The sequence below is a fragment of the Providencia rettgeri genome, from assembly GCF_013702265.1.
GTDB classification, from domain to species: domain Bacteria; phylum Pseudomonadota; class Gammaproteobacteria; order Enterobacterales; family Enterobacteriaceae; genus Providencia; species Providencia zhijiangensis.
In genome coordinates this window covers 1,358,820-1,380,605 of record NZ_CP059348.1, presented here as the reverse complement: position 1 = coordinate 1,380,605, position 21,786 = coordinate 1,358,820, and the positions used below count along the sequence as shown (strand labels likewise).

The window sequence follows — 21,786 nt, the reverse complement described above, 5'->3', positions numbered from 1 at the left end:
AATTTCATATTCATCTTAGTTTTATTTCCAATCAGATTGTTACGTATAAAACCATTATTAATGGCTAGACAGTGTATTAACCGATTGTTTATTTACTAACCACTGATTAAACCGTCGATTAATCGTACAAAAAGATTAAGAGCCTAGTGAAATAGGCACCCAATTTTTATTTTTGACTTTTATTTTTGGAGACTATTATGGATACAACAAAAGTTGGTTCCATCAACAAAACAGCCTCGCAAACAGGGAATGCTACCGCTTGGCGTAAAACAGACACCGTGTGGATGCTCGGCCTTTATGGTACCGCCATCGGCGCGGGTGTTTTATTCTTACCTATCAATGCGGGTATGAGTGGATTACTGCCAGTATTACTGATGTTAGTACTTGCTTTCCCAATGACATTTTTTGCTCACCGTGGTTTAACACGCTTTGTACTTTCCGGTTCAAAGAAAGACGGTGACATCACTGAAGTTGTAGAAGAACACTTTGGTCGTACAGCAGGTAACTGGATCACCCTGCTCTATTTCTTTGCTATTTATCCTATTCTGTTAGTTTATGGTGTTTCTATCACTAACAACGTCAACAAATTCCTGACTGAACTTTTAGGCGTTGGCGCTCCACCACGTTGGTTGCTGGCGCTGATTTTAGTCGGTGGCGTCATGGCAATCGTGGCATTCGGTGAAAAATACATTGTTAAAGTCATGAGTATGCTGGTGTTCCCATTCATCGCCGTACTGGTCGCTTTCTCTCTGTACATGGTTCCACATTGGAGCACCGATGTTCTGAGCACATTATCTTTAGACAGCGTAACTGAAGCAGCTAAAGCATCCGGTGGACAAAGCATTTGGATCACTATCTGGCTAACAATCCCAGTGATGGTGTTCGCGTTTAACCACTCACCAATCATCTCTGCATTCTCTGTTGCAAAACGTGAAGAGTATGATGAAGCGGCTGAGAAAAAATGTTCACGCATTCTGGCTTCTGCGCACATCCTGATGGTTCTGACTGTCATGTTCTTCGTCATCAGCTGTGTATTCACGCTGTCTTCAGCGGACCTTGCTGCTGCTAAAGCGCAAAACATCAGTATCCTTGACTACCTGTCTGGTTACTTTGATCAGCCGTTCATCAAGTATGCTGCCGCAATCATCGCCTTTATCGCTATCATCAAATCATTCTTAGGTCACTACTTAGGTGCTCGTGAAGGTTTCAATGGTTTAGTTGAACGAGCATATCGTGCAAAAGGCAAAACTGTTGATGTTAAAAAATTAAACCGTGGTACTGCACTGTTCATGTTAGTGACGACTTGGATTGTCGCAACACTGAACCCTGGTGTACTGGATATTATTGAAAGTCTGGGTGGCCCAGTTATCGCAATCCTGCTGTTCTTAATGCCAATGTATGCAATCAGCAAAGTCCCAGCAATGCGTAAATACTCCGGTAAACTCAGCAATATCTTCGTTGTCATCATGGGTCTGGTCGCTATCTCCGCCGCAACTTACAAGTTATTCTTCTAATTAAAAAAATTAGCAAATAATTAAGTAAATCTAAGCCCTCAATTAACCTATATCAATCTGGTTAATTGAGGGATCTTCTATAATCATCTTACTGACAACAAATACCCTGTAATTGGCAGTTTGATGGGGATCCTTCAATATAGGAAGACAGAATATGATTAGCGTATTCGACATTTTTAAAATCGGTATCGGACCATCCAGCTCACACACTGTCGGCCCTATGAAAGCCGGTAAGCAGTTTGTCGATGACCTCATCCAGCAAAATCTTCTCACTAAAACCACACGTATTTCCGTCGATGTTTATGGTTCTTTATCGTTGACAGGTAAAGGCCACGCCACTGATATGGCGATTATTATGGGTTTAGCGGGTAATCTGCCCGATACGATTGATATTGATGCTATCCCAGCATTTATGCGCAATGTTGAGCAAACAGGCAAGCTGATGCTGGCAAATGGCCAACATGAAGTTGATTTCCCAACTGAAGGTGGGATGAATTTCCATTCAACCAACTTACCATTACATGAAAATGGAATGACAATTACCGCATTTGATGGCGATAACATTCTGTATACCAAAAATTATTACTCCATTGGCGGTGGCTTTATCGTTGATGAAGAGCATTTCGGTCAAGAGACTGAAAATGCGGTTCAAGTCCCTTACCCATACAAATATGCGGCTGATTTACAAAAACACTGTAAAGAAACGGGACTATCTTTATCTGCATTAGTGATGCAAAACGAATTAGCCCTCCACAGCAAAGAAGAAATTTCTGAATATCTTGCGGCGGTGTGGGATGTCATGAAAGCGGGCATTGAACGCGGTGTCAGCACCGAAGGTTTATTACCTGGTCCACTGCGTGTTCCTCGCCGTGCAGCGGCACTGCGTCGCCAATTAGTTACTTCTGACAATAACAACATTGACCCAATGGCGGTAATTGACTGGATCAACATGTACGCCCTTGCCGTCAATGAAGAGAACGCCGCGGGTGGTCGTGTTGTCACTGCACCAACTAACGGTGCTTGCGGAATTATTCCTGCGGTATTGGCTTACTACGATAAGTTTATTCGCCCAGTCAACGAAAACTCTTATACCCGCTATTTCTTAGTTTCAGGCGTGATTGGTACGCTGTACAAAATGAATGCGTCTATCTCGGGTGCAGAAGTCGGTTGCCAAGGTGAAGTCGGTGTAGCCTGTTCAATGGCTGCTGCTGGTTTGGCAGAATTAATGGGTGGTAGCCCAGAGCAAGTGTGTGTCGCGGCAGAAATCGCCATGGAGCACAACTTAGGCTTAACCTGTGACCCTGTTGGCGGACAAGTCCAAGTACCTTGTATCGAACGTAACGCGATTGCATCTGTTAAGGCTGTAAACGCCGCTCGTATGGCATTACGCCGTGTGAGTGCGCCAAGCGTATGTCTCGATAAAGTGATCGAAACCATGTATGAAACAGGTAAAGATATCAACGCAAAATACCGTGAAACCTCTCAAGGCGGTTTGGCGATTAAGTTAGGTCATTGCGAATAATTTATCGCTTACATTGCAACGTTGGTGAGCATTATCCAGAAAGGCCTACATATTATGTAGGCCTTTTATTATTCCTAATAAAATCAAGAATCAATTAATACAAAATTTTAAAAACCAATACCGCTAATGTGTTGAGCCGTTTGAGTCTGAACAAACATCCCTGCCGTTCCAACCATTCCTTTTACTGACTCTCCCGTATCTTTAATAACGGCTTCGGTGGTTTCCATCAAACTACTCATATTTTCAATTAATTTATCTGCAGCAACTTCAACCGCACTATCGTCAACAACCAAGCCAGTGATCTGAGTGTTGCTCGTGCTATTTCCACCATTAATTGTACCTAAATTAGTCCCTGAATTTTGTGCAGAACCACCTAATGTGCTTCCTGCTGAGCGTTCAGTTTTACGCGAGCTTACGGTTGCTTCAAATGTCACTGTCGACGCTTTAGATTGATCGTTTAAGATATCTTCACCTTGGTTTGCTAAATCACCTATTTTAGTGAGCATCGGTTTCAGCTGTTTAAATGTTTCCATGTCTGTTTTAACGGACAGCTTATAGAGATGATATTCTTCAGCCAGTTTGGTATAAGATTGAAGTTCGTTTTGTAACAGGGAATCTAGCGCTTTTTTCTCCATTTCTAAGACGCCAATTTTTTCTTGCAGTTCAGAGACTTTAGAGCTGCTCTTAGACTCTTTTTCAACTTTTTCGTTTAAAATATTGTTTAGTTTTTTGATGTCATTTTCTAAACGCTGGATTTTGGTATTTAAATCCTCTTTATTTTTTCCTTCATCTGCAAGCTTGTTATTTAAAACATCAATTTCTTTTTGCTTGCCCTCAATCTTGTCTTTAGTTTCATTAATTTTTTCCTCTTGTTTTTTATTACGAACTTGCTGATTTTTTAAGCGTTCTTCGAGCTTTTCTTTGTCACCATTCGTCTGATCTAATTTAATTTCCAGCTCTTGGATCTCTTGCTTGCCCTTATCCACCTGAGCTTTGAGCTTGTCTATTTCACCACGTTGCGCTTTCATATCGGAGCGAAGTTGGCTCACATCCCCTTTAGCCTTCATCAGTTCATTATTTAATGACTGTTTTTCTTTTTCACTTTGTGCAAGATGCTGTTGCACCGCATTCAGCTTATCTTGCATATCTTTCGATTGAAAAGCTTGATCTGCTAATACTTGCTGCTGTTTTTGCAATTCTACTTTTTGTGATGCGATTTCTTTTTGCAGCGCTGACAACTCATTATTTTTACGAATAATTTCTTTATTTGCGTCCACCAATTGTTTTTGCATTCCTTGATATTTTTCAATACCACTTTGTAATTCACGAATTGCATTACCCCCTTTAAGAAACGAATGCTCATGGTTGACAGCACCAAATTCGTTAGTTGCCGCACCACCATGGAGGTCGTTGTTATTTAACCCAAAGTTGGTACTATGTCCCCCTTCCATTCCCCCATTATTAATGCCATCATTGCGCGCAGTACCACCTTGCATAATATTGTTATTGGTGTGTAGGTTTACAGTTTTTCCTCCAACAACTGAACCACCTCCGCTACCCGAGTCAGTCGCATCCCCTGACTTGATGACACCTTTATTATCACCTCGGTTATCCGCACTCCCCCCATGAACGCTGTTATCACCAATTCCTTTAGTATTTTGTCGATTTTGTAGCTGTTGCATTCTTTCTTCCATGGAAATGCCCATTGATAATTCTCCATTTCAATTAATTAAATTAATAAATACATTATGAAATTGAATGAGATAATTTCAGTCATTGATATTTAAATAACAGTAAAATAGTTAGCTCTCAAACAATTAAAATGATTATTAAATTGAATTAGAAATATTTCAATTGAAGTTTATCTGTAAATTTATTTAATGTTATTCATTACAAAAAAAGAGACCTCATAAAGAGGTCTCCATATATTAATTTTATATTTAAGTTTTAATCATCCAAAAATGGCATTCCAACAGCCAGTGATGGTTTTCATAATGAAATCCCAAATTCGGCCAATGAATCCTGCTTCTTCAACCGCTTGCTTGGCGACTAATGGGTGCTGCTCAATCACTTCACCATTAAGAATAAAGTTAATCGTGCCCACCTTTTGGTTCAATGCTAAAGGCGCTTCAAGAGAGTCATTATCCAATTTGATATCCACTTTCAGATTCTGTAACTGACCTTTTGGAATGGTCACTGCCACATCTTTTTCGACCCCTAAAGGCACTTCTGAAATGTCACCAAACCAAACACGTTGTTTCTGTAAAACTGCATCCCCTTTAATCGGAGTCACTGTTTCGAAGAAACGAAAGCCCCAAGTGAGTAACTTTTCGCTTTCGGAAAAACGAACGCGGTCACTCGGCGCCCCCAAAACGACTGAAATCAAGCGCATAGGACCATCAGTTGCTGATGCCACTAGGTTATGACCAGCCCCACTGGTATGCCCTGTTTTCACGCCATCGACATGGAGGTTTTGGCTCCACAATAGACGGTTACGGTTAGGTTGGCGGATATTATTGAAGGTAAACTCTTTCTCTTTGTGCAATACATATTCATCAGGCACATCACGGATCAGCGCTTGGGCTAACACAGCCATATCCCGAGCAGTACTGTACTGTCCTTCAGAATCTAAACCATGTACGGTTTTAAAATGCGTATTAGTTAAACCAATTTTTTGGACGTAGCCATTCATCAGGTCAACAAAAGATTCTTGGCTGCCAGCAACGTGTTCAGCCAAGGCAATACTGGCATCATTCCCCGATTGAATTACCACGCCTTTATTTAAGTCCAACACCGAAACGCGGTCTTTCGGTTTCAAGAACATCAAGGAAGAACCCTTTAAAATTGGATTGCCTGTCGCCCAGGCAGCTTCACTGACTGTCACCATATCTTGCGGCGTAATTTTTCCCGCTTTGACCGCTTGCCCAACCACATAGCTAGTCATGATCTTGGTTAGACTTGCAGGATCCAAACGCTCATCAGGGTTACCTGAAGCCAAAATTTTACCACTGTTATAATCCATTAATACAAACGCTTTTGCGTCAACTTGTGGAGCAACCGGTGTCTGAGCGGCATAACTACTGGTGCTCATCACAACGAATAGACTAAACCCGATACCTGTTCCTCGAATTGCTGAGGACAATGTTGTTTTATTCATTGGTTACTCCTTTACTATTAGTATTGCTATTCAAAGCGTTCATCACAATCAAACCATTTTTAATAAAATATTCACTAGAAACCAAAAATGCAGTCAAATTCATTGAGATACTGCAAAATATTACGTTTATCAAAATCCCCCCATACCCTAAACAAAATAAGTGATGATGACCACCGCAATTAATAAATAATAAAGTTTCTCAATTCATTAATTTCATCTATCTTGTTTAGGTCAAAAATACCGTCTTTAAGTTAAAACATAGTCATGGGAGATTCCAATGTTAACTGTCTGGGGACGTACTAACTCTTCAAACGTAAAAAAAGTACTGTGGTGCTTGAAAGAGCTGAATATTCCTTATAATCAAAAAGATGTTGGTGGCCCATTCGGTGGTGTTGATACACCTGAATATAAGAAAATGAATCCAAACAGCACAATTCCAACTTTACAGGATGAAGGCTTTACCCTGTGGGAATCCAATGCAATTTTACGTTACCTTACGGAAAAATATGATCACTCTCACCTATTGTTAGCCCGTGATTTACAGGAAAAAGCGGCGGCAGATAAATGGATGGATTGGAGTAGCGCTAATTTATTTGACCATATCAAGCAGATGATGAACAAAATCGTTCGCGTTCCTGAAGCGGATAGAGATCCAGCTCAAGCCAAAATCATTTATCAAAATATCGAAAAACTGCTGAAAATTGCGGATGATGCTCTGGCGACTCAGGCCTATTTTAGCGGAGATAAATTTGGTATTGCGGATATCGCCATCGCGCCACTGTTCTACCCATGGCATGAAATTGTGACAGAGCGCCCCGAATTTCCTCATTTAGAGCGCTGGTATCAAACATTGGCCAAACGCCCTGCATTCCAAGAAATTGTGATGTTACCTATCAAATAAGCATTTAGCGTGGCGTTCGTATTGAGCGCCACGGCTTTTATTTAACTCATCGGCATATAAAGTGGGTGGGTAAACTCATACTCAAAACCCATTTCTTGGCAAATACGATTTCCATCGATTGTTTTCCCTTCAGCTTCATTCTCTTCAACCGCAAATTCAGGTGGAGTTAAGCCTAAAGTCGTTGCAGATTGGGTATAAAACTGCAGACGAGTCGGGTGGTCAGGTGCACATAAATTATAGGTATGCCCACCATTGGATTGCTGGATCAACAACAGAATTGCGGCGATCACATCATCTTGGTGCACCATATTAACTGGCTGATTAGCCCCTTTGACTTGCTGTTTCCCGGCTAAGAATCGTCCTGCATGACGCTTTTCACCCACTAAACCAGCTAATCGCAGGACGTCCACTTGAATATTAGGTAAGTCATGAAGCCATTGTTCAACTGCAATTAACGCTTGTGCTGAGGCGGTTTCGCCAAGTAATGGCGCACCTTCATCAATAACACCATCCACATCACCATAGACAGAAGTGGATGATGTAAAGATAACCCGAGGAATTTGATAACTAATTGCGCTATCAACTAACTGCTCAATAGCGACAATATACTCTGAGAGACTGACTTTCGATGGTGGTAATAAAATTACCATCACATCCGCCCCCTCCATTAATTCGCTCAAATCATCAGTATCGCATTGTAATTCTGGCGTCAGTTGCAATTGATAACAGTCAATACCAACCCTTTTGGCAGCTTCAACACCATCCAAACTCGTTTTCGTTCCCGCGACCGTCATTCCCTGCGCCATCAAACGACTCGCTAAAGGAACGCCTAACCAACCTAAACCAATAATGGCTATTTTTTTCATATTACTGTCCCGCATACTGAGAAAGTGATGACTTCATTGCCTCATAGATTAGCTGAAAATCATTCAACTTCCGAAGCTATTTTCCAAGGGATTAATCACTATAAAAAACCGGGAACTAATTATTATGAGTTATTTTGAAAAAAAGGGTTGCATTCATAGTATGAAATCGGATAGCTTGATTAGTATTGAATGTTTAAGCAATTATCCAAATAACTAAACGGAAGCTATTATGACTCGTATTTCACGCAACCATCATCATCACCATCATCCTGATTAGTCTTTCGGGCGATGTGTGCTGGAAGACGATCAACGACTCTTCCGGTGGCTGAAATGCGAATTGAGAAAACCCTCGGAAGATAATCTTCCGAGGGTTTTTTTATTATTAATCAAAAAGATATTTTAGGGATGTGGAGCAAAATTATGTTGGACAAATCACGTTTACGTATCGCAATACAGAAATCAGGACGTCTAAGCGAAGAGTCAAGAGAGCTACTCGCTCGCTGCGGCATTAAAATCAATTTACAACAGCAGCGACTGATTGCTTATGCAGAAAATATGCCTATTGATTTACTTCGTGTACGTGATGACGATATCCCGGGGCTGGTAATGGACGGTGTTGTTGACCTCGGTATTATTGGTGAAAACGTACTGGAAGAAGAAGTATTAAGCCGCCAAGCTCGCGGTGAAAATCCACAATTTACAACATTACGTCGCCTTGATTTTGGTGGCTGCCGCCTCTCTCTAGCTGCGCCATTAGACTTCAATTATACCGGGGCAGAATGCTTGAATGGTTCCCGTGTCGCCACCTCTTACCCGTACCTACTAAAACGCTATTTTGATGAAAAAGGCGTGACATTTAAATCTTGCTTACTGAACGGTTCTGTAGAAGTCGCGCCACGCGCTGGTTTAGCCGATGCCATTTGTGACCTCGTTTCTACAGGCGCAACCCTTGAAGCAAACGGCTTAAAAGAAGTGGAAGTCATCTACCGCTCAAAAGCATGCTTAATCCAGCGTGACGGTGAAATGTCCGCCGATAAACAACAGTTAATTGACCGTATGATGACCCGTATTCAAGGGGTTATCCAAGCGCGCGAATCAAAATACATTATGTTGCATGCTCCAGGTGAAAAACTCGAAGAGATCATCGCACTGCTGCCGGGAGCCGAGCGCCCAACTATTCTGCCATTAGCAGGTGACCAAAGCCGTGTTGCAATGCACATGGTCAGCTCAGAAACTCTATTCTGGGAAACCATGGAAAAACTGAAATCCTTGGGCGCAAGTTCAATTCTTGTTTTACCAATTGAAAAAATGATGGAGTAATTCGCCATGGTACTGGGATTCAATCAACCAATTCGCTGGTCAGACTGCCTTGAAGAGCAGCAAGAAGCTTTACTGATGCGCCCTGCTATTGCCGCCTCTGGCAACATTAGCGCCGCAGTCAGTCAAATTATTGACCAAGTGCGTACAGAGGGAGATGCGGCCCTCATCGCCCTGAGCCAACGTTTTGATAAAACAGACATTACCTCTGTTCGTGTTTCACAAGAAGCCGTTGATGAAGCCCAAGCTCGCCTTGGCGATGACATTAAAGCGGCAATGAACACAGCGATTGGCAATATTCGCCGCTTCCATGAAGCCCAAAAACCTGCGCCGATCACCGTTGAAACTCAAGCAGGCGTGGTGTGCCAACAAGTGACCCGCCCGATTGATTCTGTCGGGCTGTATATTCCCGGTGGCTCCGCACCGTTGCTCTCTACGGTCATGATGTTGGGAACGCCTGCGAATATCGCCGGATGCCGCAACATTATTCTCTGCTCACCGCCACCGATTGCAGACGAAATTTTATATGCAGCCAAACTGTGCGGTATCACTGACATTTTCCAAGTCGGTGGCGCCCAAGCCATTGCTGCGATGGCATTTGGTACCCAAAGCATTCCGAGCGTTGATAAAATTTTTGGACCTGGCAATGCCTATGTCACGGAAGCCAAACGCCAAGTTAGCCAAAGCTACCAAGGTGCGGCCATTGATATGCCAGCAGGGCCATCTGAAGTGTTGGTGATTGCCGATAGCCAAGCAAACCCTGCGTTTACGGCATCGGATTTATTATCTCAAGCGGAACACGGGCCAGATTCTCAAGTGATTTTGCTCACCGATAACGCAGAGTTTGCTCAGCGCGTCATTGAAGAGACTGAAAAGCAGCTTGCGGTATTATCTCGTGCATCTATTGCGCGTGAAGCCCTCAGAGCAAGCCGTGTAATCATCGCGGACTCTATCAACCAATGTGTTGAAATCAGCAACCGCTATGGGCCTGAACACTTAATTCTGCAAACTCGCAATGCCGATGATTTGGTGGAATCTATCACCAGTGCAGGATCGGTGTTTGTTGGGGATTGGTCGCCAGAATCCGCGGGGGATTACGCTTCCGGCACCAACCACGTATTACCAACTTATGGTTACACATCAACCTATTCAAGCCTTGGCTTAGCCGATTTTATGAAAAGAATGACGGTACAAAAACTGTCGGCTCAAGGGTTATTAGGATTAGCCAACACCATAGAAACCTTGGCGCAAGCAGAACAGCTAACTGCCCACAAAAACGCCGTTACCTTACGAGTCACCGAACTAAAAAAACAAAATCAGGAGTGAACCATGAGCCAGACGTTTAACGCAGCCAGCCTTGCACGCGAAAATGTAAAAGTAATGACCCCGTATATGTCCGCCCGTCGTCTTGGGGGAAATGGGGATGTATGGCTCAATGCCAACGAATACCCAACAGCACCGGATTATCAGTTTATTGAACGTAATCTTAATCGTTACCCAGAGGCACAACCTGCTGGCGTGATTAACAATTATGCGGCTTACGCTGGGTTATCTCCTGAGCAAGTCTTAGTGTGCCGTGGCGCTGATGAATCTATCGAATTACTGATCCGTGCATTTTGCGAACCCGGTAAAGACGCAGTGATGTTCTGCCCGCCAACCTATGGCATGTATAGCGTCAGTGCAGAAACCTTTGGTGTAGAACAAAAAAAAATTCTGTCGTTACCCGACTGGTCACTGAATGTCACCGCTATCCGCGAAAACTTATCGAATACCAAACTGATTTACATCTGTAGCCCAAATAACCCAACGGGCAACATCATCGATAACCAAGCGCTGCTGGAAGTATTAGAAATGGCTGCAGGCCGCGCGCTGGTGGTGGTCGATGAAGCTTATATTGAATTTTGCCCAGAATTCAGCGTCGCGAGCTGGCTTGCCAAATACCCGAACCTAGTGATTTTAAGAACCTTATCAAAGGCATTTGCGCTAGCAGGGTTACGCTGTGGATTTACCTTGGCATCCCCTGAAGTGATTGAAGTCTTACTAAAAGTCATCGCCCCTTATCCGCTCTCTACCCCTGTGGCGTTGATAGCAGAAAAAGCCCTGAATGCTGATGGCATCGCCACCATGAAAAAACGCGTGTTAGAAATTCGCGAAAATCGTATTGCGCTTTCAGAAGCTTTGCGTGACTTATCGGTTGTCGAAACCGTCTACCCAAGTGAAACCAACTATATTTTGGTGCGTTTTACCGACAGCGCTAAAGTGTTTAAAGCTCTGTGGGATCAAGGCATTATTTTACGCGATCAAAGCAAGCAGCCGGGGCTGATCAACTGCCTGCGTATCACCATTGGTACCGAAATTGAAAACGTCCGTGTTATTGAAGCGATTAAAGCACTTTGCTAATTAGGAAATAGTCATGAGCCAGAAAATTCTTTTTATCGACCGTGATGGAACATTAATTACCGAACCACCGACAGATTATCAAGTGGATAGCCTCAGTAAGCTCGCCTTTGAAAATGATGTCATTCCAAGCCTATTAGCACTGCAAAAAGCCAATTATCGCTTAGTGATGATCACCAACCAAGACGGTTTAGGCACCAAGAGCTTCCCGACAGAAGATTTTGACCCGCCTCACAATTTAATGATGCAGGTGTTTGAATCTCAAGGCATCCGTTTTGATGACGTGTTGATTTGTCCACACATGCCTGCAGACAATTGCAACTGTCGCAAGCCAAAAACCAAGCTGGTGGAAAGCTACCTCAACGACGGTGTTCTCGATATCGAAAACAGCTATGTCATCGGCGACCGCGAGACAGATATTCAGCTCGCTCAAAATATGGGCATCAAAGGGCTACGCTACAGCGCCAAAGAACTGGATTGGAATACCATCACCAACCAACTCACTAAACGTAACCGCTATGCCTTAGTCGAACGCGTAACCAAAGAGACCAACATCCAAGTAGAAGTGTGGCTTGACCAAGAAGGCGGCAGCAAAATCAATACAGGCGTTGGCTTCTTTGACCACATGCTAGACCAAATCGCGACTCACGGCGGCTTCCGCTTACGCATTGAAGTTAATGGCGACCTGTTCATTGATGATCACCACACTGTGGAAGATACAGGCCTAGCACTCGGCGAAGCGCTGCGCGTCGCACTTGGTGATAAACGCGGCATTGCCCGTTTCGGTTTCGTATTACCGATGGACGAATGCCAAGCACGCTGTGCGCTGGATATTTCGGGGCGTCTACACCTTGAATATAAAGCAGAATTTAAATATCAGCGCGTAGGTGACCTAAGCACTGAAATGATCGAGCACTTCTTCAGTTCGTTATCCTACGCGATGGGCTGCACGCTACACCTGAAAACGAAAGGGAAAAACGATCACCACAAAGCGGAAAGCCTGTTCAAAGTTTTTGGTCGTACCTTACGCCAAGCTATCCGTGTTGAAGGGGATACCTTGCCAAGTTCTAAAGGAGTTCTGTAATGAAGGTTGTGATCCTCGATACTGGCTGCGCAAACTTAGCGTCCGTCGCCTATGCCGTTAAACGCCTAGGTTATGAGCCGACTGTGAGCCGCGACACCAACACCATTTTACAAGCAGACAAAGTTTTTCTGCCGGGAGTTGGCACTGCCAGCGCCGCTATGGAAAAACTGGCTGAGCGTGAACTTATCCCTTTAATTAAAGCGCTAACTCAACCCGTTTTAGGTATCTGCTTGGGGATGCAATTACTCGGCAGTATCAGTGAAGAAGGTCAAACAGAAATTCCACTGTTGGGGTTAATCGACAGCCCCGTACGCAAAATGGATGCAAACGGCTTACCTGTCCCTCACAGCGGCTGGAATCAAGTGAAAGCACTCGCGGGCAATCCCCTGTTTAAGGGGATCAGCGACGATGCCTATTTTTATTTCGTCCACAGCTATTCAATGCCTATTTCCGCCAACACCATCGCGCAAACACAATATGGCAACCTGTTTAGTAGTGCAGTGAATAAAGATAATTACTATGGTGTGCAGTTCCACCCAGAACGTTCGGGTGCTGCGGGTGCTCGCTTGATCCAAAATTTCTTGGAGATGTAAAAACCATGATCATACCAGCATTAGATTTAATTGATGGCACCGTGGTGCGTTTACATCAAGGGGACTACGCCAAACAAACGGACTATGGCACCGACCCACTTCCTCGCTTACAAGATTATGAAAAGCAAGGGGCAAAACTGCTGCACTTAGTGGATTTAACTGGCGCTAAAGACCCACAGAAACGCCAAATTCCTCTGCTGAAAAAACTGTTGGCAGGCGTTACTGTTCCCGTGCAAGTTGGGGGGGGAATTCGTACTGAAGAAGATGTCAAAGCGCTGCTAGATGCAGGTGCGACTCGCGTGGTAATTGGATCGACGGCAGTGACCCAACCAGAGTTAGTCAAAACGTGGTTTCAACGTTATGGTGGCGACGCTATCGTACTAGCACTGGATGTGCGTATTAATGCTCAAGGCATCAAAGAAATTGCCATTAGTGGTTGGCAAGAAAATTCAAACTTATCCCTTGAGCAAGCCATTGAAATGTATCGCCCTTATGGCTTAAAGCATGTGCTGTGTACCGATATTTCCAAAGATGGCACGCTGGCGGGCTCCAATGTGGATTTATACCGCGAAATCAGCCAAAAATTCCCTGATATAGAGGTACAAGCTTCTGGTGGAATTGGTAATTTAAACGATATCGCCGCACTACCAACTTCTGGCGCAGCAGGCGTAATTGTGGGTCGCGCGCTATTAGAAGGCAAATTTACCGTAACGGAGGCAATCCAATGCTGGCAAAACGCATAATTCCTTGTTTGGATGTCCGTGACGGACAAGTGGTTAAAGGGGTTCAATTTCGCAATCATGAAATCATCGGTGATATAGTCCCACTGGCTCAACGCTATGCCCAAGAAGGGGCTGACGAATTAGTTTTCTATGATATTACCGCCTCGTCTGACGGTCGTGTTGTTGATAAAAGCTGGGTCGCCAAAGTGGCGGAAGTGATTGATATTCCATTCTGCGTTGCGGGTGGGATCAAAAGTGTCGAGGACGCCGCGCAAATCCTCTCTTTTGGGGCGGATAAAATTTCTATCAACTCCCCTGCACTGTCCGACCCTACACTGATTAGCCGCTTGGCTGATCGCTTTGGCGTTCAGTGTATTGTGGTCGGTATTGACACGTGGTTTGATGCCCAAACCAATGAATATTTGGTTTATCAATTCACTGGCGATGAAAAACGCACCACCCAAACTCGCTGGAAAACCCTTGATTGGGTGAAAGAAGTTCAGCAGCGTGGCGCCGGAGAAATTGTGCTCAATATGATGAACCAAGACGGTGTACGCCAAGGTTACGATCTGGTACAACTGAAAAAAGTTCGTGAAGTGTGCCAAGTCCCACTGATCGCCTCCGGCGGCGCAGGGGAAAAAATCCACTTCCTAGACGCCTTTACTGACGCTGGCGTCGATGGCGCTTTAGCCGCTTCGGTGTTCCACAAGCAGATTATTAACATCGGTGACTTAAAGCAGTACTTAGCAGAAAATGGAGTTCAAATAAGAGTATGTTAACCACAGAACAATGTAATCAGCTTGCATGGCAAAAAGTCGATAACCTGATGCCCGTCATCGTTCAGCACGCTATTTCTGGTGATGTTCTCATGTTGGGTTATATGAACCAAGAAGCGCTGAAAGTGACTTTAGAGAGCCGTAAAGTCACCTTTTTCTCTCGCACCAAACAACGTTTGTGGACTAAAGGGGAAACCTCCAACAATTTTCTGAATTTGGTGGATATTGTTGCTGACTGCGATAACGATACGCTGCTTGCCATGGCTCTGCCTGATGGCCCAACCTGCCATAACGGTACCACCAGCTGCTTTGCGCCGGCTCAAAGCGAATGGGGTTTTTTATATGAATTAGAAACCTTACTGAAAGAGCGTAAAAATGCCTCGCCAGAAAGTTCATATACTGCCCGTTTGTATGCTAGCGGCACCAAGCGTATTGCACAAAAAGTGGGTGAAGAAGGCGTTGAAACCGCACTCGCTGCCACGGTTAATGACCGTGAAGAATTAACCAACGAAGCCGCCGATTTGATGTACCACTTAATGGTTTTACTTCAAGATCAAGACCTTGATTTAACTGCTATTATCAAACGTTTGAAAGAGCGTCATCAGTAACTTGCTTAAGGGTAACTATTTTATGATAGCTGCCCTTACTTTCTTCTCTCGTCATTGTTTCTCTCTCTGAACTTGCTATCATTCCCTTCATTTGATATGGACTTTTGAAGGAGCTCATTGTGTCTGACAATGACGTTTTTACACAATTAACCCAATTACTGAATAGCCAAAATGCAAAATATCGCGTGATGGAACATCCAACGGCGGGGAAATCTGAAGAAGTGGCAAAAATCCGCGGCACACAGCTAGGTCAAGGCGCCAAAGGATTAGTCTGTCATGTGAAAGGAAATGGCATTCGCCAGCATGTTTTAGCCATCTTACCTGCTGATCAACAAGCGGATTTAGTTAAGATTGCCAAAGCCATTGGCGGTACTCGAGCCTCATTAGCTAGCCCAAAGGAAGTCGATGAACTCACCCATTGTGTTTTCGGCGCTATCCCGCCATTTAGCTTTCATCCATCGTTGAAGCTTATCGCTGATCCCTACCTGTTCACCCGCTTTGATGAACTCGCGTTTAATGCGGGAAGCCTAGAACGCTCAATTATTCTCAATACCCAAGATTACCAGCGTATCGCTTCACCCTCTTTAGTCGAGTTTATTCGCACAAATGATGAATAACTCATCACACTGATTGATTAGGAGCCACCATCATCAGCTGGCTCCTAAATGACACTCAACGCGGTTTATCCAAATAATAGGCAGCGATGGTTTCAACAACAATCTGCTCATTGGGTATAACATCATAATCTGGAATAGTAACAATAAAATTTACCGTTTGTTTTGGTTTAATTGAACTCGTCACTCTATGGTTTGTTTCCCCAATAAACACGCCATCCTTCAGTAGCTCAAATCTAATATAGGTCTGATATAAAACAACATTTGAAACATTCGTGATGTTGCCAATTATCTCTGGGTAATCCAGTTGATCATTATATTTGATTTCAATCTGACTAATATTAATCGGTGCAGGATATGCGACCGCTTTTTCCGAGGAAGCATAAAGAAAAGAGGAAAAACAGCTACTAATAATGGGAAACAACAAAATACAACGATGAGAAGCCAATAAATGAAAAATACGACAAGTTAATTTTTTCATAGGCGTTGACTCAAATTAAAACTGCATGAGTTTGATACTGCATGAGCAAACCTAACACTTTACTGCCTAATTAACGTACTCGTATTATGGTAATAAATAAGCCAAGGTAGTCACAAAATGATGGGTAATTAATCCTAAAAAGGGCTATCGAGCGATAACCCTTCAAATTGAAAAAAAAGATTTTAAGCACTATTCCCTATTAATGAGTTTCGTCATACTGCTCGCTAGCCTCTCTTAAGGCCTGAAAATCCGAATTGCAAATAAACACTTTCAATGCTTCGAATTTATCTTCATGCCATTCATAGATCTTCAACGCTAATAATTGCTCGATTACATCAGGGGAAAAGCGCGTATTAATTGGCTTTGCAGGGTTACCACCAACAATGGTGTAAGGCGCCACATCTTTAACCACGACACTGTTTGCCGCAATCACCGCACCTTCCCCTATTTGAACGCCCGGCATAATAAATGCCCGCATTCCAATCCAAACGCCATCGCCAATAATGGTATCGCCTTTACCAATATAGGCCTCTTCAATATATTCAAGAAAAGGGTACAAACAGAACCAATCTAATCGATGGGTATGATTTCCCCCCATCAAAATAACGGCTTCCGCCCCAATACACACATAATTGCCAATATAAAGTTGGTCGATATCCCAAGCTAATTGCCAATCTCGGCTCTGTTCATCGCCTTGTAAATAACGCACGACAGACTGTTCAAAACCGCCATCCCAACAATCACTATAATAACTGTGGCGTCCTTTAAGATGGATATTGGGATTTTTAACAACTTCATGTAATAACTGCGTTTTCGACCAATGTTTATTTTTCATGGTAAATAACCTTTAAATCAGTATTTAATTACCATAGAACGCATTCTATGGTGATGTAATTGCGTTCACACTACATCACCGCTAACCGATCCTCGGCTGCTTTAATAATGGATTATTAACCATAACGATTACTCTATTTTCTCTATTATGGCTGCGCGTTTTATACTGGTTTTTCTTGCAATTAATCCGAAAATACATCCCGCTAGCATCACTAGAGCAAGGGACAATTTCGGTGCTATCGGTAACGCAATTGCACATAACCCTAATACAGCACCACCCGCCATTTGCACAAACCCCACGAGGGCTGATGCCGCCCCAGCTTCATTGCCAAATGGCTCTAACGCATAGCTTGTCGCCGTGCCCATCATAAAGGCAAGCCCTGTACACGCGCAGGCAACCGGCAACATATACACTAACCAATGGGTTTGCATTTCAGGTGAAAGTACCATCAAACCGAATAATAAGCCGATGCAACCAAGTGCCATCATGACACTACCGATTGATAAACACGCTGGACGCCCCATTTTTCGAATGCAGTAATTCGCGATATAACTCGCCAGCATGATCCAGAAACCATTAACACCAAAGACAATCGAAAATGCGAGAGGCGATAGCTTAGCATCCCCCATTAATACGCTAGGGGCTAGAGAGACATACGTCAGTGCCATGCCCATTGCGCCGGCATTTACCAATGCAAAAATCAAAAAATGCTCGCTGGTTAAAATTCGAAAATAGCTCTTAAATTGAAGCTTTTTAACCTGCAGTAAACTGACTGGGCGCGTTTCTGGTAGGAAAAATAGAATCAGCAAGAAAATTGCCACAGCGTAAATCGCCAAGAACCAAAATGGCGCTCGCCATCCCCATGCTTCCGCCAGCAATCCCCCTAATAAAGGCGCCAAGGCGGGCACAATATTAAGTGTTCCGTTTAAAAAACCAAATGCTCTCGCGGCTTCTGTGCCATTCATACGGTCACGGACACAACTAAATGCCACTACAGAGGTGCAGCACACAGCCACTCCTTGTAACAGCCGGGAAGCAATAAATAACCCTGCCGTCGTTGAAAATGCGGCCACAATGGAGCCAACTAGATAAATAGCTAACCCAATGATAGCGATAGGCTTACGACCAAATCTATCGACTAATGGTCCAGAAATTAGCTGTCCAATCCCTAAGACTAAAATAAATAATCCGATGGTCGATTGGATTATAGACTCGCTACTCCCTAAATCTTTAGCGATAGCTGGAATAGTCGGTAAATACAGATCTATCCCAAGAGGCCCTAATAGGACTAAAAGTAATAATAAAGCGAGAAATTTATGCATATGACCGATTCTGAGCAGGTGAGTTATCGATAGCGATTTCGAAAATGGCTATCGATAATATCAGAATTTCTGTATAGATATCGAATCTTATCGATACTTGGTAATTGCATGAACCACTTCGGTGCCTCTTATCGGCTGTAAATCATCATTATCAATCAAGACACGAATATCTCTTGGTAATAACTTTTCGTTCAATAAACGGTACACGGTACGCTGGTTATCGATCCGATAAATGGTATATCGAATTAATTGAGTGGAGCCTAAATTATCAAAATAATAATATTCATCCCCTTTTTTCCATACCTGACCAAATCTGCGATTATCTAAATCACCCACCTTTTCCCATGGTGCGCTATTCGTCTCATTGAAACGATAAATTTTTGTACTCCGTGAAATTAACCCCGGATTTTTATTGGTTCCCCAAATCTCGGAATCCTGTAGATAATACGTTTGGTTATTATGAGTGAACACTAAAGGCGCTATTTCCTTTAATTCACCGTCAATAAAGGGATTCGCTCCCGCGCGAACAATAGTTTCTTTTTCTCTATGATAGAAAAATACGCCATCCTTAGAGAGAAATAACGCTTGATTCACATGCTGGCCATTACGGCTTATTAGCTGGTAAGGAGCATGTTGCTCAGGAAATAAAATATCATTCATCGCCACATTGCCAGATTGCGGATCAATCAAATAACCTTCTTGAAATAACCCATCCAATATCAAGCTGTATAAACCAGAATGACTCTTTATTGGCAATTTATATTGGTCGTAATAGACGTTCCGATTATCACGATAAAAATGAAGGCTATCTCGTACAGAGTTATCATCTTGTACCGTACCAATATCCTGTAAGGTCGCAGGATCAGCATCCGGCATATATTCGCCTTTATAAAAAACACGCTGCCCGTCAGTTGCCAAATAACGTGATAATAATGCTTGATATGGCGTCGATGATGCGGGAAGTGGCTTCATCGGATAAATATAGGTTTGCGGTTTACTCCCTAAATCCCAACCATATAACCAAGACTGAAATAATTCATCCATTGTTGAAAGGTCATAATTTCTTACTGAGCCCATTGAGCAATATACGGTCTGATTTCCATCGGTAAAATAGTCATTCCCCACGATTATCACGCTGTTAGGATTAAATGCAGGGATTGCTAAATTTCCACAATAAACATGATTTTTATCTAATGCCACTTGCTGCTCATAACGCGAACTTTCAGGTAATAACGTAAAGCTAGAAGGGTCTGCATTCTCTATCAGATAATCGCCATTACTTGGAACACTCGCATACACTTTATCATTATAAATGGTGTAAATACTGTAGCCGAGCTTCTCACCATTATGGCGGAGCTCAGAACTAGGCTCTTTGTTCATAGAAAGCACGATGCCGGATATAAATGCACAAGATAAAATAAAAATAATGCCGAATACTGTAAGAATAATTATTTTGGCTTTCATGCTGTGGAATACCTACTTTGTTTTTTTAGTCTATTTTTTGTCAGAGTATTCAACGGGAAAAGCGTGAGGAAAGAAATACTCGAAGTCTGAAAGTGTATAAAAAGCTAGAAATAAAAAAGGCGCTCAATTGAGCACCTTTTTTCACTTATGGAAGATAACCTAACGGTTTATCTTTATTCCATCCACTCAGTGTGGAAAACGCCTTCTTTATCAGTACGTTTATAAGTATGAGCACCAAAGTAGTCACGCTGCGCTTGAATTAAGTTCGCAGGCAGTACCGCTGAGCGGTAGCTATCGTAGTAAGAAATAGCCGCTGAGAATGTTGGTGTTGGGATACCGTTTTGCACGCCATAGCAGACAACATCACGCAGAGCTTGTTGGTACTCATCTGCGATTTGCTTGAAGTAAGGTGCTAACAGTAAGTTTGCGATCTGCGCGTTATCATTGTATGCATCAGTGATTTTTTGCAGGAACTGCGCACGGATGATACAGCCAGCACGGAAGATTTTCGCGATTTCGCCGTAGTTCAGATCCCAGTTGTATTCATCTGACGCTGCTTTCAATTGTTGGAAGCCTTGAGCGTAAGAAACGATTTTACCTAAGTAAAGTGCACGGCGTACTTTCTCGATAAAGACTTTTTTATCACCTTCAACGGTTTTCAGTACTGGACCCGTTAAAACTTTAGATGCAGCAACACGTTGGTCTTTCAGGAAAGAGATATAACGCGCAAAGACAGATTCAGTGATCAAAGTCAGTGGGATGCCAAGATCTAAAGCACTTTGGCTAGTCCATTTACCAGTACCTTTGTTAGCCGCTTCATCTAAAATCACATCTACCAGGTATTTACCTTCTTCATCTTTTTTCTTGAAGATATCCGCTGTAATTTCAATCAGGTAGCTGCTCAGTTCGCCTTGGTTCCACTCAGAGAACGTTTCCGCCAGCTCTTCATTGCTCAGGTTCAGAGAACCTTTTAATAAAGAGTAAGCTTCAGCGATTAATTGCATGTCACCGTATTCGATACCGTTGTGAACCATTTTCACATAATGACCAGCTCCGTCTGGACCAATGTAAGTCACACACGGTTCGCCTTCCGCTTTCGCTGCAATCTCTTTTAAGATTGGGGCAACTAATTCGTATGCTTCTTTTTGTCCACCAGGCATGATTGAAGGGCCTTTCAGTGCGCCTTCTTCACCACCGGAAACACCTGTACCGATGAAGTTGAATCCTTGTTCTGACAGTTCGCGATTACGACGGATTGTGTCTTTATACAGGGTATTACCACCGTCGATTAAAATGTCGCCCTTGTCTAAATGTGGCGTTAATGCAGCAATGGTTTTGTCCGTTGCTTCACCCGCTTTAACCATCAACAGGATGCGGCGTGGTTTTTCCAGAGAGTCGACAAACTCTTCAATCGTGTAGTTGGGAACTAATTTTTTCCCTGGATTTTCGGCAATGACTTCATCAGTTTTATCTTTTGAACGGTTAAAAATAGAGACTGAATAACCGCGACTTTCGATGTTCAGGGCTAAGTTGCGACCCATGACCGCCATTCCGACAACACCAATCTGCTGCTTTGACATGAAAAACTCCTGTCTGATTAGGACCAAGTCAGC

The 21,786-nt window shown here is 43.2% G+C and carries 20 protein-coding genes and 1 other annotated feature; of the genes, 12 read left to right on the top strand and 8 right to left on the bottom strand.

What is annotated here, in order from left to right; translation table 11 throughout:
* Positions 1-197 precede the first annotated feature (197 nt).
* The gene (locus H0913_RS06240; protein ID WP_154604331.1) at positions 198-1,514 is read left to right on the top strand and encodes a serine/threonine transporter; all 1,317 of its coding nucleotides are present in this window, start codon (positions 198-200) and stop codon (positions 1,512-1,514) included.
* A gap of 154 nt (positions 1,515-1,668) precedes the next feature.
* Positions 1,669-3,036 (top strand): L-serine ammonia-lyase, encoded by a 1,368-nt coding sequence (locus H0913_RS06235; protein ID WP_154604332.1) that lies wholly within the window; start codon positions 1,669-1,671, stop codon positions 3,034-3,036.
* Between the two features lie 107 nt (positions 3,037-3,143).
* Here H0913_RS06235 and H0913_RS06230 read toward each other — a convergent pair whose 3' ends face one another.
* Positions 3,144-4,742: a hypothetical protein gene (locus tag H0913_RS06230; RefSeq protein ID WP_181478189.1), complete on the bottom strand. Its 1,599-nt coding sequence runs from the start codon at positions 4,740-4,742 to the stop codon at positions 3,144-3,146.
* A gap of 245 nt (positions 4,743-4,987) precedes the next feature.
* Positions 4,988-6,193, bottom strand: a complete 1,206-nt coding sequence (locus H0913_RS06225; protein ID WP_181478187.1) for a serine hydrolase — start codon at positions 6,191-6,193, stop codon at positions 4,988-4,990.
* 277 nt (positions 6,194-6,470) lie between these two features.
* On the opposite strand from H0913_RS06225, the gene H0913_RS06220 reads away from it, so the two are divergent.
* Entirely contained in the window at positions 6,471-7,094 is a 624-nt protein-coding gene (locus tag H0913_RS06220) for a glutathione S-transferase family protein (protein ID WP_154604335.1), read from the top strand.
* Between the two features lie 41 nt (positions 7,095-7,135).
* Here H0913_RS06220 and H0913_RS06215 read toward each other — a convergent pair whose 3' ends face one another.
* Entirely contained in the window at positions 7,136-7,960 is an 825-nt protein-coding gene (locus H0913_RS06215; RefSeq protein ID WP_154638974.1) for an SDR family oxidoreductase, read from the bottom strand.
* Between the two features lie 252 nt (positions 7,961-8,212).
* Positions 8,213-8,340 (top strand) — a sequence feature (His leader region).
* A gap of 40 nt (positions 8,341-8,380) precedes the next feature.
* Here H0913_RS06215 and hisG point away from each other — a divergent pair.
* The 9 genes from hisG to H0913_RS06170 all read left to right on the top strand — a co-directional run bounded on the left by hisG (position 8,381) and on the right by H0913_RS06170 (position 16,074).
* Complete coding sequence (gene hisG / locus H0913_RS06210; RefSeq protein WP_036952018.1) at positions 8,381-9,280, top strand: ATP phosphoribosyltransferase; 900 nt, start codon at positions 8,381-8,383, stop codon at positions 9,278-9,280.
* A gap of 6 nt (positions 9,281-9,286) precedes the next feature.
* Positions 9,287-10,603, top strand: coding sequence for a histidinol dehydrogenase (gene hisD, locus H0913_RS06205; RefSeq protein ID WP_154638975.1), 1,317 nt, complete (start codon positions 9,287-9,289; stop codon positions 10,601-10,603).
* Positions 10,604-10,606: 3 nt separating this feature from the next.
* On the top strand, positions 10,607-11,677 hold the full coding sequence (gene hisC, locus H0913_RS06200; RefSeq protein WP_181478186.1) for a histidinol-phosphate transaminase: 1,071 nt from the start codon (positions 10,607-10,609) through the stop codon (positions 11,675-11,677).
* A gap of 13 nt (positions 11,678-11,690) precedes the next feature.
* Positions 11,691-12,758, top strand: a complete 1,068-nt coding sequence (gene hisB, locus H0913_RS06195) for a bifunctional histidinol-phosphatase/imidazoleglycerol-phosphate dehydratase HisB (protein ID WP_181478185.1) — start codon at positions 11,691-11,693, stop codon at positions 12,756-12,758.
* Positions 12,758-13,351, top strand: coding sequence for an imidazole glycerol phosphate synthase subunit HisH (gene hisH / locus H0913_RS06190; RefSeq protein ID WP_154604340.1), 594 nt, complete (start codon positions 12,758-12,760; stop codon positions 13,349-13,351). Before hisB ends, hisH begins: the two co-directional genes overlap by 1 nt.
* 5 nt (positions 13,352-13,356) lie before the next feature.
* Positions 13,357-14,094, top strand: coding sequence for a 1-(5-phosphoribosyl)-5-[(5-phosphoribosylamino)methylideneamino]imidazole-4-carboxamide isomerase (hisA, locus tag H0913_RS06185; protein WP_181478184.1), 738 nt, complete (start codon positions 13,357-13,359; stop codon positions 14,092-14,094).
* Positions 14,076-14,852 (top strand): imidazole glycerol phosphate synthase subunit HisF, encoded by a 777-nt coding sequence (gene hisF / locus H0913_RS06180; protein WP_154604342.1) that lies wholly within the window; start codon positions 14,076-14,078, stop codon positions 14,850-14,852. The genes hisA and hisF overlap by 19 nt, the downstream gene beginning before the upstream one ends.
* On the top strand, positions 14,846-15,457 hold the full coding sequence (hisIE, locus tag H0913_RS06175; RefSeq protein WP_154604343.1) for a bifunctional phosphoribosyl-AMP cyclohydrolase/phosphoribosyl-ATP diphosphatase HisIE: 612 nt from the start codon (positions 14,846-14,848) through the stop codon (positions 15,455-15,457). Before hisF ends, hisIE begins: the two co-directional genes overlap by 7 nt.
* Positions 15,458-15,645: 188 nt before the next feature.
* Positions 15,646-16,074 (top strand): YbaK/prolyl-tRNA synthetase associated domain-containing protein, encoded by a 429-nt coding sequence (locus H0913_RS06170; RefSeq protein WP_232368848.1) that lies wholly within the window; start codon positions 15,646-15,648, stop codon positions 16,072-16,074.
* Between the two features lie 55 nt (positions 16,075-16,129).
* Here H0913_RS06170 and H0913_RS06165 read toward each other — a convergent pair whose 3' ends face one another.
* The 5 genes from H0913_RS06165 to gndA form a co-directional block, all read right to left on the bottom strand.
* Positions 16,130-16,552: an FxLYD domain-containing protein gene (locus H0913_RS06165; RefSeq protein ID WP_154604345.1), complete on the bottom strand. Its 423-nt coding sequence runs from the start codon at positions 16,550-16,552 to the stop codon at positions 16,130-16,132.
* A 199-nt stretch (positions 16,553-16,751) separates the two neighbouring features.
* Positions 16,752-17,387, bottom strand: coding sequence for a CatB-related O-acetyltransferase (locus H0913_RS06160; RefSeq protein ID WP_154638978.1), 636 nt, complete (start codon positions 17,385-17,387; stop codon positions 16,752-16,754).
* 128 nt (positions 17,388-17,515) lie between these two features.
* Entirely contained in the window at positions 17,516-18,709 is a 1,194-nt protein-coding gene (locus H0913_RS06155; protein WP_181478181.1) for a multidrug effflux MFS transporter, read from the bottom strand.
* Between the two features lie 87 nt (positions 18,710-18,796).
* On the bottom strand, positions 18,797-20,173 hold the full coding sequence (locus H0913_RS06150; RefSeq protein ID WP_181478179.1) for a DKNYY domain-containing protein: 1,377 nt from the start codon (positions 20,171-20,173) through the stop codon (positions 18,797-18,799).
* 173 nt (positions 20,174-20,346) lie between these two features.
* Complete coding sequence (gene gndA, locus H0913_RS06145) at positions 20,347-21,753, bottom strand: NADP-dependent phosphogluconate dehydrogenase (RefSeq protein ID WP_108478980.1); 1,407 nt, start codon at positions 21,751-21,753, stop codon at positions 20,347-20,349.
* Positions 21,754-21,786 lie beyond the last annotated feature (33 nt).